Origin of the sequence: Enterococcus sp. AZ179 (genome assembly GCF_050498885.1) — a bacterium.
GTDB classification, from domain to species: domain Bacteria; phylum Bacillota; class Bacilli; order Lactobacillales; family Enterococcaceae; genus Enterococcus_D; species Enterococcus_D entomosocium.
Genome location: NZ_JBMHEO010000001.1, coordinates 3,248,278 through 3,261,597 on the forward strand (window position 1 = coordinate 3,248,278; position 13,320 = coordinate 3,261,597).

A 13,320-nucleotide genomic window follows, 5' to 3' on the forward strand; every position below is an offset into this window, starting at 1 on the left:
AAAAAAGGGAGTGTATTACTTATGAGTAAAATTATCGGTATCGACTTAGGAACAACAAACTCAGCTGTTGCTGTCCTTGAAGGCGGCGAAGCAAAAATCATTACGAATCCAGAAGGAAACCGTACCACACCTTCTGTTGTCTCATTCAAAAATGGTGAGATCCAAGTAGGGGAAGTTGCAAAACGCCAAGCAGTGACAAATCCTAATACGATTTCTTCTATTAAACGCCATATGGGTGAAGCTGGATACAAAGTAGAAGTTGAAGGCAAATCGTATACACCACAAGAAGTTTCCGCAATGGTTCTTCAATACATCAAAGGATTTGCTGAAGACTATTTAGGGGAAAAAGTTGAAAAAGCAGTCATCACTGTTCCTGCATACTTCAACGATGCACAACGTCAAGCAACCAAAGATGCTGGTAAAATTGCCGGTCTTGAAGTAGAACGGATCGTCAATGAACCAACTGCCGCAGCTTTAGCTTATGGGTTAGATAAAACAGATAAAGATGAAAAAATCTTGGTCTTTGACTTAGGTGGCGGTACTTTCGACGTATCGATCCTTGAATTAGGTGATGGCGTCTTTGACGTATTATCAACTGCTGGGGACAACAACCTAGGTGGGGATGACTTTGATAACAAAATCATCGATCACATGGTAGCAGAATTCAAAAAAGAAAACGGCATTGATCTTGGAAAAGACAAAATGGCTTTGCAACGTTTGAAAGATGCTGCTGAAAAAGCGAAAAAAGACTTGTCAGGTGTAACAAGTACACAAATCAGCTTACCGTTTATCACAGCTGGCGATGCTGGTCCATTGCACTTGGAAATGACCTTGACTCGTGCGAAATTTGATGAATTAACAGCAGACTTAGTAGAACGTACAAAAATTCCAGTACGTCAAGCTTTGAAAGATGCTGGTCTATCACAATCAGAAATCGACGAAGTGATCTTAGTTGGTGGTTCAACTCGTATTCCGGCAGTAGTTGATGCTGTACGTAAAGAAACCAATAAAGAACCAAACAAATCAGTAAACCCAGATGAAGTGGTAGCGATGGGGGCTGCGATCCAAGGTGGCGTGATCACTGGGGATGTGAAAGATGTTGTCTTACTAGACGTTACACCATTATCATTAGGTATCGAAACGATGGGTGCTGTCTTCACAAAATTGATCGATCGTAACACAACGATCCCTACAAGTAAATCACAAGTCTTCTCAACTGCAGCAGACAATCAACCAGCCGTTGATATCCATGTCTTGCAAGGGGAACGTCCAATGGCTGCTGATAACAAAACATTAGGAAGATTCCAATTGACGGATATTCCACCAGCACCTCGTGGCATCCCTCAAATCGAAGTAACATTTGATATCGATAAAAATGGGATCGTTAATGTTTCTGCAAAAGATTTAGGTACACAAAAAGAACAAAAAATCACGATCAAATCATCTTCAGGTTTATCAGATGAAGAAATCGAACGCATGGTAAAAGATGCTGAAGCAAATGCTGAAGCCGACAAACAGCGCAAAGAAGAAGTTGATCTACGCAATGACGTCGATGCATTGTTGTTCACTGTTGATAAAACATTGAAAGAGCTTGAAGGCAAAGTGGATGCAGACGAAGTCAAAAAAGCGGAAGAAGCTCGTGATGAGTTGAAAGCTGCGGTTGAAGCAAACAACTTAGAAGAAATGAAAACGAAACGTGATGCTTTGAATGAAATCGTACAAAACTTAACCGTTAAATTATACGAACAAGCAGCACAACAACAAGCACAAGAAAATCCAGAAGCTGCACAAGGCGGCGCAGACGATGTGGTTGACGCCGACTTTGAAGAAGTAGACGGTGACGATAAATAATCGCTGTTTGTGAAAAAGCCAAAGTCACCGCTTTGGCTTTTTCTTATGAATTTGCGAAACGTATTTTTCTAGAGCGAATTATATGCTAAAATACGAGAGACGCAAGAATAGAGTGGAGGGAAGCCAATGGCAGACAAAAGAGATTATTATGAGGTCTTAGGTCTACAAAAAGGGGCTTCGGATGACGAAATCAAAAAAGCTTATCGTAAGCTTTCAAAACAATATCATCCAGACATCAATAAAGAACCTGATGCAGAAGCAAAGTTTAAAGAGATTTCTGAGGCCTATGAAATATTAAGTGATTCCCAAAAAAGAGCTGCTTATGACCAGTATGGTCATGCTGGTACCGATCCGAACTACGGAGGCGGTTATGGCGGTGGATTCGGCGGCTTTAACAGTGGCGGATTCTCCGGTGGCGGTTTTGGTGGATTTGAAGACATTTTCGAATCGTTTTTTGGTGGTGGAGGCGGCAGAGCAGCCAATCCTAATGCACCTCGACAAGGAGCAGACTTGCAATATGCGGTTGATCTTTCCTTTGAAGAAGCGATTTTCGGAGTGGAAAAAACTGTTCAATACAATCGTGAAGAAACCTGTCATACCTGCGGCGGGAACGGGGCAAAACCAGGTACTTCACCAGAAACCTGTCATAAATGTCATGGTGCAGGTACTATCAATGTTGAACGTCAAACACCGCTTGGTCGTGTAATGAGCCGTCAAACCTGTGATGTTTGTCATGGAACTGGGAAAGAAATCAAAGAACCATGTACAACCTGTCATGGTACTGGCCATGAAAAGAAAAAACATAATGTAAAAGTCAACGTGCCTGCAGGTGTCGAAGATGGACAACAAATGCGTTTATCTGGCCAAGGGGAAGCTGGAACCAATGGTGGTCCTTATGGGGACCTATACGTTGTTTTCCGTGTGGAAGAAAGTGATATTTTTGATCGTGACGGTTCAGAGATTTATTACGAGTTGCCGTTGAACTTTGTCCAAGCAGCTTTAGGAGATGAGGTCAATGTGCCAACCGTTCACGGGAATGTGAAGTTAAAAATCCCAGCTGGGACCCAAACAGGTACGAACTTCCGCTTACGCGGTAAAGGAGCACCTCGCTTACGGGGAGGCGGCAATGGCGATCAACAAGTCAAAGTGAAGCTGATCACACCTAAGAACTTAAATGAGGAACAAAAAGAAGCATTGCGGGCTTATGCAAAAGCTAGTGGTCATGAAACCACCGAACAACAACCAGAAGGGTTTTTTGATAAAATGAAAGATGCTTTTGGTGGGAAAAAGAAATAACAAGTAAATAATCCAATTCATGCCCTTATAAAACCATCAGTTTTATAAGGGCATGAGTGTTTGTATGGCTATAAATGTGCAGTATGTGCGAGAATCGAATCTTCTTGGCGATCTTTTTTTCTTTTCCTTTGAAATCGCTTGCTTAGTGTGTCACAATAAAAGTAGACCAATTGAAGGAGGAGATACAATGGAAAGAATATTTGCGAGTCCGTCACGATACGTTCAAGGAAAAGGAGTATTGAAGGATGGTTTATCTCACATTAAAGATCTAGGAAAGAAAGTGCTGCTTTTGACCGATGAAACAGTTTGGAAAATTGCCGGGGAAGATTTATTTGAAAATCTCAAAGCGGCTGATTTAGGTCCGGTAAAAGAAATTTTTGGTGGAGAAGCTTCTGCAAATGAAATCGATCGTATCGTCTCTAAAGCCAAAAGCGAATCCATTGAAGTAATTGCTGCATTAGGTGGCGGGAAAGCCATCGATACTGGGAAAGCTGTTGCGGATGAATTAAACATACCGATTGCTGTTTTGCCAACGATCGCTTCTACTGATGCACCAACTTCGGCACTTTCTGTTATTTATACAGATGAAGGTCGCTTTGAAAAATATCGTTTTTACAACAAAAACCCTGAACTTGTCTTAGTGGATACAGCCGTTATTGCGAAAGCGCCTGCCAAATTACTTGCAGCGGGTATTGCGGATGCACTAGCAACCTATGTCGAAGCACGCGCCGTTGCCCGAAGCCATAGTAAGAATATGGTGGGTGGTATTCAACCAATTGCCGGCATGGCAATCGCTGAAAAATGCGAAGAGATTCTTTTTGAGAATGCACTGAAAGCCTATCAAGCAAATAAAAAACAAGTCGTTACCGAAGCTTTTGAACAAATCGTGGAAGCCAACACTCTGTTAAGTGGTTTAGGCTTTGAAAGTGCTGGTTTGGCAGCAGCTCATGCGATCCATAATGGCTTGACAGCCCTTGAAGGAGACGTCCATGATTTGACTCATGGGGAGAAAGTTGCTTACGGGACACTTACACAATTGATGCTGGAAAACGCGGATCCTGATGAAATTGACCAATATATTGAGTTGTATCAGGCGTTGGAATTACCAACGACATTAGCTGAAATGCATCTTTCTGATGTTAGCGATGCAGAGCTTATGAAAGTCGGTAAACAAGCAACCATCGAAGGGGAGACGATTCACAATATGCCGTTCACGGTATCCGCAGAAGATGTTGTAGCCGCGATCAAAGCCGTGGATGCCTATGTGACTGCTTATTATCCTCTTTAATGTTATTTTATAAACGTTCATTGATCGATACTTGTTGATTAAAAAAATATTTGACAAAAAAAAAGAGTCGTGCTATTTTGATAACAAGCAAATTAAAGGAGGGAACAAGACATGACGAACTTCAACACACAAACTACCTGTTGTTGTTGTATGGTGCAAAAAGCAGCATACCCATTTGTCATGCCTATTATTAGTTCCTTTGTCGTAGCAGATCGCTGATTTTTTTAGTGATTCGCTTCTATCCGGATAAGACGACATTTTTTTGGGGTACTGATGTAATAGTCAGTACCCCTTTTTGTTTGCTTTTTTTTACCGCTTTCAATGGCGACGGCTGATGATTGCAAGCCAAAATAGGTATATGAAGCTTACAAGTTTTGCCTAAAAATCTGAATAAGGAGTCAAACGATGATCGTTAAAAATGTAAAAGAATTGATAGGGCATACCCCGCTCTTTGAATTTGATGCCGCAGCTTTAGGCGGAAAAAAGGGAAGTAAAATCTATGCGAAACTTGAATATTTAAATCCTGGTGGCAGCATTAAGGACCGCTTAGGAAAGTACTTGATCGATGAGGCATTTCGTGAGCGTACAATCAATCATGAGACAACAGTAATTGAACCGACAGCCGGAAATACCGGGATTGGCTTAGCTATTGCCGGGATCGAGCATGGACTAAAAATGATTTTTGTTATTCCAGAGAAATTCAGCATTGAAAAGCAGCAATTGATTGAGGCATTAGGCGCAACTATCGTTCATACACCAACGAAAGCTGGCATTCAAGGGGCAATCGAAAAAGCAAAGGAATTAGCAAAAGGACAGCCGAATAGTTTTATGCCATTGCAGTTTCATAATCAGAACAATCCTGCAGCCTATCAAGCAACATTGGGGCCTGAGATCTATCAGGAATTACATGGAAAAATTGACAGCTTTGTTGCAGGCGCTGGCAGTGGTGGTACTTTTGCGGGTGTCGCGACGTACTTAAAGAAGCAAAAATCAAGCACTCGTCTTGCTGTTGTTGAACCGGAAGGATCAATCTTGAACGGCGGTCCTGCCCATGGCCACGAGATTGAAGGGATCGGTGTTGAGTTCATTCCACAATTTTTTGACGATTTGCTTATTGATAACATTTATACGATAAGTGATGCCGAAGGCTTTGCCTTTACTCGTTACTTGGCAAGAAACTATGGTCTGCTTGTTGGAAGTTCAAGTGGAGCCGTGATGGCAGCAGCAGTAAAAGAAAGCCTCGAATTACCAACCGGAAGCTCGATCGCCACAGTCTTTCCCGATGGTGGCGACCGCTATCTATCAAAAAAGATTTATGCTGGCCAATCAGCAATCACACCATTCATAGGAGGAACAAACAATGCATTTTAATACAAAAGTAATTCACGGCGGTATCAGCGAAGACGAACTCACCGGTGCAGTCAGTGTGCCAATCTACCAAACATCTACCTATCGGCAAAATGCTCTTGGTCAGCCAAAGCAATATGAATACAGTCGTTCAGGCAACCCAACTCGTTTTGCCTTAGAAGAATTGATTGCGGATCTTGAAGAAGGCGCTCAAGGGTTTGCTTTTGCCTCTGGATTAGCAGCCACCCATGCGATCTTCACGCTTTTTCAGACAGGAGATCATGTCATTTTAGGAGATGACGTTTATGGTGGGACATTTCGTTTGCTTCATCAAGTATTAGAAAAAAGCGGGTTGACTTATTCACTTGTCAAAACCGATGATTTAGTTGCTATTGAAACAGCAATTCTTCCGGAGACCAAAGCGATTTTTCTGGAAACACCGACGAATCCGCTGTTAAAAATCACGGATATCAAATCGGTTGCGAGACTAGCTGCCCAGCACGATCTCTTGACGATCGTGGATAATACCTTTGCGACGCCATATTTTCAAAAGCCGCTACAATTAGGCGCAGATATTGTGATTCACAGTGCTACCAAGTATCTCGGTGGACACAGTGATGTAGTAGCTGGATTAGCGGTTGCCAAAGAGCCGCTAATCGCCGAAAGAATTGCCTTTTTACAAAACGCTATTGGCGGTGTATTGGGGCCTCATGATAGCTGGTTGATCCAGCGAAGCATCAAAACACTTGCTTTGCGGATGAAAGCACATCAAAACAATGCGATGAAAATTGCCCACTACTTACAAGCACATCAAGCTGTCGCAAAGGTTTATTATCCAGGATTGATTGACCATGAAGGTTATGAGATCGCCAAATCACAGATGTCTGGGTATAGCGGTATGATATCTTTTGAACTAAACGATGAAACGAAAACAGCCGGCTTTGTTGAATCATTAAAGATTTTTACTTTAGCAGAAAGTTTAGGTGGGGTGGAAAGTTTGGTTGAAGTGCCAGCCGTGATGACTCATGCCTCAATCCCTAAAGAAATCCGCCAGCAATCAGGGATCAAAGAAGGACTGATTCGGTTGTCGGTTGGCATTGAAGACAGTGAGGATCTTCTGGCGGATTTAGAACAAGCGTTTGAAAAGGCAGGTAGCTAGTGATGGGCAGAGAGTTTATTCCAATTTTTTCTGACTGGGCAGCTGAGTACGATGAAACAGTTGCAGGTAAGGATGAAGAATATCGAGCGGTTTTTTTCAAATATGAACAGTTACTATCTGAAATTGCTGAAAAGGCAGGGCGGTCTGTGGTAGAATTTGGTAGTGGAACTGGAAATCTAACACAAGCTCTACTTGATCAAGGGAAAAACGTGCTGGCAATCGAGCCATCGCCAGAGATGCGGCGGATCGCCAAGTCAAAACCCAGTCTTTCTAAAGTGACTTTTGTAGATGGTGATATGGAGATTTTTCCTGAAATCACGGATGTAATCGATACGATCGTTTCTACCTATGTTTTTCATCATCTTACGGAGGACGAAAAACAACGGGCAATCGGCAAATATGCGGCGATGCTGCCAAAAGGCGGGAAAGTGCTTTTCGGGGATACGATGTTTCTTTCCTTAGCCCGAAAAATGGAGCTAATCGATGAAGCGCGGCAAGCTGGACACCAGCGACTAGCCGCTGATCTGCAACGGGAGTACTATCCAGTTACTGCGGATATCGAACGATATTTTCGCCAACATGGGTTTACCAGTCGTTTTAAGCAAATCAATGAGTATGTTTGGCTTGTGGAAGCACAAAAAGAGTAGGAGAGAAGTACAATGAAAATGAATGTTGAAAGCTTTAATTTGGATCATACGAAAGTCAAAGCACCTTATGTACGGGTTGCCGATAAAAAACAAGGAACAAATGATACCATCATCAAATATGATGTTCGTTTGAAGCAGCCGAACCAAGCACATATGGATATGGCAAGTCTGCATTCTTTAGAACATTTGACGGCAGAGTTGATTCGTAATCATGCAGATTATATCGTGGATTGGTCACCCATGGGATGCCAAACCGGCTTCTATCTGACTGTCTTGAATCATGACGATTATGAAGAGATTTTGACAGTCCTAGAAAAAACCATGAAGGATGTTTTGCAAGCAACTGAAGTACCTGCCAGCAATGAAGTGCAATGCGGTTGGGCGGCGAACCATACCTTAGAAGGTGCGCAAAAATTAGCGCAAGAATTTCTTGATGAACGTGACAATTGGTCGACCGTTTTTGCCTAAACAAAATAGAAGTAGAAAAAAGGTGCCTGCGTTTGTATTCGCGGACGCTTTTTTTGTTAATCCCGCAAAGAGAGGGGGATTCACTATTTTTCGTTTATGGTTCTACCGCTTGGACGGTGATGCCGACTCCATTCGGATTGTAGGTATGACTAATGTAAAACTCAAATCCTTCATGAACAAAGAAAAGTCTCCGAATGGCGCTAACGTCCCTGATGTGAGCATCTAAACCATACTGTACGATCAATGTCTCTTTGATCTCCTCAACATCAGCCTCTTTCTCGAATTGTGAGAAATCAATACCGAAAAATTCTGGGACATCAACCAATGTGATTTTCGCTAATCTTTCATCACCAGAATCATCAAAGTCAAAATCAAAGCTGATTTTGGACAGTTTATCCCGTGAACCTAAAGGCACTCTTTTTGTCTCGAGAGCGCTGCTATCAACCATCATTGATAACAAATCAATGGCTGAATCAGGTAAGCGAGTGGTTACTTTTCTTACTTCATCAACCATTGCTCCTTGATCGGGAGAAAAAACTTTTCTAGTCTCTTCTGTGACGATCACATTTTCGCGGCGCCGCTTTCGGTTGATGGCACTGCGCTCTTGGTTTACCCGATCACTACGTTTGATGAGATCGAGGCCAAGATCGCTGATGGACTCAGGGGAAGGTCTTTCTTCCAGTAAAGCAGTTAAGTAATCGATCTCTAAAAACTGCTCGTAGGCAGCTGCCGGCTGGTTTTCGCTGTAGAAGAGGGCAGCGCCAAGCAAAAAACAACTGATACCCAAAGAAAGCAAAAGGCTTCTTCTGCTATGCTCCCGGATTTTTTTTCTAAGTCGACTCAGTTTCATTTGATCCTTCAACTCCCAAGTTTTTTAGATGACTTCTGATAAAAGTGGTGATTGAATTTCATCCTGCGTTTTACCAATATCAGTCACGTGAGATCGCTTAATGGATTACTTAATTTCTGTTTCAGAAAACTGATCATGCCAGGCCACATCAGAAACGATTCGGTTAATAAGAGTGACAATGATTGCTTCACCATCGGAATTGATCCAGGCATTGGATTCCACACCTACGACTGCTAGTCGCCAAGAAGGAAGGCCACCCATGATTTCAAGAACTTGATCGCAAGACATTCCTATTTGCAGTTGATGGAGCAAGTCTTTGTTGACTGTTCGATTCCACCGTCGCGGCAGCCCGATCTGCAATTGTTCACAATACGAAAATTGAGGGGCAACTGTTTCGGTACTGCTCTGAGTTTGTGCAACGTCATCAGAAGAAGGAGTTGTTTCTGATGCGGGTTCTGATGCATGGTTCTCAGTTCTGGAAGAAGAAGCTCTGGTTTCTGAATCAGCTGACAAAGATTGAGAAGACGACGTTGCTTCTGGTGAAAAACTGCTTTTGGTGTTGTCATCCATGATTTCGTCAATCAAGGTACAGCCAGTGAGAAAGAGGGAGAGTATCACTAGTGGGAAAAATAAAATGATGGTTTTCATAAGATAGGTTCCTCCAAAATGATTTTCTTGGCCTTCCTTTGTTATTTTAATGTTGGTTTTTTATTAGGAAAACCCCGTCATTTGCTATAAAATAAAAAAGAAAAACGTTTGTATACCTATTTTGGTTTGGAGGGAGTGTTGTTTAATAAGTGTAACATGTTGCTTCTGATCTGGCTACTTGATTTCAAATGTCCTTTCATGGTTTTAGTAAAATTAGTATCTGCAGCTTACGATGGTGAAAAGGAAATGTTATAATAGATTTAACTACTCAATAAAAATTTGCTATTTTAAAGGTGAACCCTGTTTACTCTTACCAGGTCAACAGGAACCAGCATACCGGTTGCTAAGAATTTATGTAAGGATTCATAACAAGGAGAGGAGGGAATGAAGATGAGCATCTTAAAGCAGTGGCAAGCAAAACATCAAGCGAAAAAAGAAGCAAAAAAACAAGCGTTACGTTTAAAAAATGCGCAACTTCGTGCAGCAGGGAAAGAGCCATTGAAGGGTTGGGGAAAGATGGTTGATACTGGCGTCGGAGGGGCGAACAAAGCCAACCCTATCGATACAAAAGTATTTTTAGGTGAAAATCAAAAGCGGATTTCAGAAGAAACCAAACGAAAAAATCAATAAAAAAAAAGACCTCTGCAACAGTCCGAGAAAAGAGCTGTTGCAGAGGATTTTTTTAGATATTCAATACTTTGTCTAAGAAATCTTTCGTACGATCGTGCTTAGGGTTGGAAAAGATTTGCTCAGGTGTACCGTCTTCCAAGAAATTACCGCCATCAATAAACATCACACGGTTTGCTACTTCTTTGGCAAAGCCCATCTCATGAGTAACGATTACCATGGTCATTCCTTGTTTTGCCAAATCCTTCATAACATTGAGTACATCTCCAACCATTTCTGGATCGAGGGCGGAGGTTGGTTCATCGAACAACATCACATCGGGATTCATTGCTAAGGCTCTAGCGATTGCCACCCGTTGTTTTTGTCCTCCAGACAGATTGTCCGGGTACATGTCTTTTTTATCTGCCAAACCCACCGTCTCTAATAAACGAATCGCGTTTTGTTCCGCTTCTTGCCGAGAAGCATTTTTTAGATCCATTGGAGCTAAAATAATATTTTCTAAAACCGACAAGTGAGGGAAGAGATTGAAATGCTGAAACACCATGCCGATATGTTGACGAACAGCATTGATATTGGTGTTTTTATCCATCAGATGTGCGCCGTCAACGATAATATCGCCGCTGGTTGGTTCTTCTAAGCGGTTCAAACAGCGTAAGAACGTCGATTTCCCAGATCCTGAAGGGCCGATCACACAAACGACTTCTCCTTCAGCGATTGAAACATTGATATTGTTCAATACGGTATTGTCGCCGTATTTTTTTACAAGATTTTCAACTAAGATTTTTTCTTTCATGCTATTTCACCTTCTTTTCTAAAACTTTTGCAAGTTTCGTTAAAGCTGTGATCACGACTAAGTAAATAATCGCGATGATCAAGTAGACATAGGTACTTTGTGTGGTTCGTGCAACGATGATTTTCCCAGTTTGCAATAATTCTACGACTCCAATAACCGAGATGATCGTTGTATCTTTCAACGAGATAACGAATTGGTTAACGAAAGATGGAATCATGATTTTGATCGCTTGCGGTAAAATGATTTTCTGCATTGTCCGAGTGTAGGTCATCCCCAAACTACGAGAGGCTTCCATCTGACCTTTTGGCACCGCGTTGATCCCACCACGGACGATCTCAGCGATATAGGCACTGGCATTTAAGGTCAATGTAATGACCCCAGCAGCAAAGTCCGGAATCGTGATACCAATCGCATCGGAGAGGCCGAAGAAGATGAAGAAAGCCAATACCATCATAGGAATACCACGAATGATGTCAACATAGATCCCTGCAAAAACCCGCAATGCTTTGATTGGAGCAACACTAAATAGTCCAAAAATGATTCCGATCACTAATGCTAAGGCAAAAGAAATCAATGCTAGTAAAAGGGTATTCCATAATCCTTTTAACAAGACGTTATAGTTGTTGCTGATCAAACCAGTGATCGTTGATTCATCCACTCGTTTTTCTGTGGCAGATCCATCTTCAATGTATTTATTGATGATTTGATCGTACTCCCCAGTCCGTTTCATTTCTTTCAATGCTTCATTGAACATTTGGATCAGTTCAGGATTTTGGCCTTTTTTCACCGCAAAACCGTACTGACCACCAGATTCTTTTTCAATCGGTGTCACTAGTTTTTGTCCTTGGCTGATGGCATAACCAATCACTGGATAATCATCCATCATGGCATCAATTTGTCCGCCGTTAACAGCCGCATATAATTGATCGGCAGCATCATAATATTTGATCGAATAGCCATATTTCTCTTCGTTGGCGATCAAGAAGTCTGCACTTTCTGTCCCAACTTTTGCACCGACGGTTTTTCCATCTAAATCTTCATAGGATTTGATGGAATCATTGCCTTCTTTTACAGCAATCTGAATACCACTTTCAAAGTAAGAATCAGAAAAGTCATAGGATTGACGACGCTCATCAGTGATTGTCATCCCAGCGATCATCCCATCTGCTTGGTTACCATCCAACGCTTGCAAAGCTCCGGAAAAACCGATGAAATTGAATTCGATGTTGAACCCTTGCAATTCTGCCGCCCGGTTCATTAAATCAACATCGATCCCTACATACTCATTGTCTTCATTTTGAAATTCAAATGGAGCGAAGGCTGAGTCACTGGCAATTCGGTAAACATCTTTCTTTGGTTCGACTTTCACCATTTCACTAGTGCCTGCATCTGTATCAGACGTTGTGATGTAAGTATTGACGATTTCGTCGTATTTGCCGGAAGCTTTCATATTGGCTAAACCAGCATTGAATTTTTCAAGGAGTTCTTGGTTTTGGCCTTTTCTGACGGCAAATCCGTAAGAAGCACCTTTTTCAGGTTCGCCGACAAGTTTCATCGGTTCGCCATTGTTGATAGCATAGCCAAGCACTGGATAATCATCAAAAGCGGCTGCCACAGTACCATTGCGTACAGCGCCATATAGTCCAGTAGCGTCATCATATAATTTGATGTCGTAGCCATATTGGTCTTTATTGCTTTCTAGAAAGCGAGCACTTTCGGTACCAACCTTTGCACCGACCGTTTCGCCTTCAAGATCCTCGTAGCTAGTAATACTGTCATTGTCAGCAGCTACTGCCATTTGAATCCCACTATCGAAATAAGGATCAGAGAAATCAAAGGTCTCTTTACGTTCATCTGTGATACTCATCCCAGCGATCATGCCATCTAACTGATTTGATTGCACGCCTTGAATGGAGGCGTCAAAACCTAAAGGACGTAAATCAACTGCAAAACCTTGATCTTCTGCGATCGCATTTAATAAATCTATATCGATCCCAACGTATTCATTATTTTCATTTTGGAATTCGAAAGGAGCAAATGTTAAATCTGTTCCTATCTTATACGTAGTTTCCTCCGCACTTGCTGACTTTACTGAGAGCGTAAAAATGCTGATAATCAGCGCGATTAAAGCGAAGGACATGTGTTTTCTTTTCAAGAAAATTCCCCCTTTAGATATAACGTATTTATAGATTATATGGATTTTTTCTTCAACACACAAGTCTTTCTCTTTAAAAATATGACAAAATCGTTTAAACCTCACATTAGATGTTAGAAAATCAAACATGTTAAGTTATGCTTAATCGCATGAAACTTTCATAGCAAATGATGGCGAAAGTATGTTCGCTA

12 protein-coding genes are annotated in these 13,320 nt (G+C 41.7%); 8 read left to right on the forward strand and 4 right to left on the reverse strand.

The genetic code is table 11. From position 1 onward, the window contains the following. The first annotated feature begins 21 nt into the window (after nucleotides 1-21). The 7 genes from dnaK (at nucleotide 22) to IGI88_RS15300 (ending at nucleotide 8,056) form a co-directional block, all read left to right on the forward strand. The gene (gene dnaK, locus IGI88_RS15270) at nucleotides 22-1,851 is read left to right on the forward strand and encodes a molecular chaperone DnaK (RefSeq protein WP_005235649.1); all 1,830 of its coding nucleotides are present in this window, start codon (nucleotides 22-24) and stop codon (nucleotides 1,849-1,851) included. A gap of 126 nt (nucleotides 1,852-1,977) precedes the next feature. After that, the gene (dnaJ, locus tag IGI88_RS15275; protein WP_005235650.1) at nucleotides 1,978-3,147 is read left to right on the forward strand and encodes a molecular chaperone DnaJ; all 1,170 of its coding nucleotides are present in this window, start codon (nucleotides 1,978-1,980) and stop codon (nucleotides 3,145-3,147) included. A 187-nt stretch (nucleotides 3,148-3,334) separates the two neighbouring features. Further along, nucleotides 3,335-4,435 carry a glycerol dehydrogenase gene (locus tag IGI88_RS15280; protein WP_008382170.1) on the forward strand — a complete coding sequence of 367 codons (1,101 nt, stop codon included), beginning with the start codon at nucleotides 3,335-3,337 and terminating at the stop codon, nucleotides 4,433-4,435. A 405-nt stretch (nucleotides 4,436-4,840) separates the two neighbouring features. Then, entirely contained in the window at nucleotides 4,841-5,806 is a 966-nt protein-coding gene (locus IGI88_RS15285; RefSeq protein WP_429960744.1) for a PLP-dependent cysteine synthase family protein, read from the forward strand. Then, on the forward strand, nucleotides 5,796-6,941 hold the full coding sequence (locus IGI88_RS15290) for a cystathionine gamma-synthase (RefSeq protein ID WP_429960745.1): 1,146 nt from the start codon (nucleotides 5,796-5,798) through the stop codon (nucleotides 6,939-6,941). The genes IGI88_RS15285 and IGI88_RS15290 overlap by 11 nt, the downstream gene beginning before the upstream one ends. Before the next feature lie 2 nt (nucleotides 6,942-6,943). Next, nucleotides 6,944-7,588, forward strand: coding sequence for a class I SAM-dependent methyltransferase (locus IGI88_RS15295; protein WP_429960746.1), 645 nt, complete (start codon nucleotides 6,944-6,946; stop codon nucleotides 7,586-7,588). A gap of 12 nt (nucleotides 7,589-7,600) precedes the next feature. Continuing rightward, nucleotides 7,601-8,056 (forward strand): S-ribosylhomocysteine lyase, encoded by a 456-nt coding sequence (locus IGI88_RS15300; RefSeq protein WP_008382180.1) that lies wholly within the window; start codon nucleotides 7,601-7,603, stop codon nucleotides 8,054-8,056. A gap of 94 nt (nucleotides 8,057-8,150) precedes the next feature. Here IGI88_RS15300 and IGI88_RS15305 read toward each other — a convergent pair whose 3' ends face one another. After that, on the reverse strand, nucleotides 8,151-8,906 hold the full coding sequence (locus IGI88_RS15305) for a Tat pathway signal sequence domain protein (RefSeq protein WP_429960747.1): 756 nt from the start codon (nucleotides 8,904-8,906) through the stop codon (nucleotides 8,151-8,153). A 105-nt stretch (nucleotides 8,907-9,011) separates the two neighbouring features. Further along, nucleotides 9,012-9,554: a hypothetical protein gene (locus IGI88_RS15310; RefSeq protein ID WP_429960748.1), complete on the reverse strand. Its 543-nt coding sequence runs from the start codon at nucleotides 9,552-9,554 to the stop codon at nucleotides 9,012-9,014. Between the two features lie 390 nt (nucleotides 9,555-9,944). Between IGI88_RS15310 and IGI88_RS15315 the strand changes: the two genes are divergently transcribed. Continuing rightward, entirely contained in the window at nucleotides 9,945-10,184 is a 240-nt protein-coding gene (locus tag IGI88_RS15315) for a hypothetical protein (RefSeq protein WP_008382185.1), read from the forward strand. Nucleotides 10,185-10,236: 52 nt separating this feature from the next. On the opposite strand, the gene IGI88_RS15320 is transcribed toward IGI88_RS15315, so the two are convergent. Together IGI88_RS15320 and IGI88_RS15325 are read right to left on the reverse strand one after the other, a co-directional pair. Beyond that, complete coding sequence (locus IGI88_RS15320) at nucleotides 10,237-10,974, reverse strand: amino acid ABC transporter ATP-binding protein (RefSeq protein ID WP_005235668.1); 738 nt, start codon at nucleotides 10,972-10,974, stop codon at nucleotides 10,237-10,239. Nucleotide 10,975: 1 nt separating this feature from the next. Beyond that, entirely contained in the window at nucleotides 10,976-13,129 is a 2,154-nt protein-coding gene (locus IGI88_RS15325; RefSeq protein WP_008382186.1) for an amino acid ABC transporter substrate-binding protein/permease, read from the reverse strand. Nucleotides 13,130-13,320 lie beyond the last annotated feature (191 nt).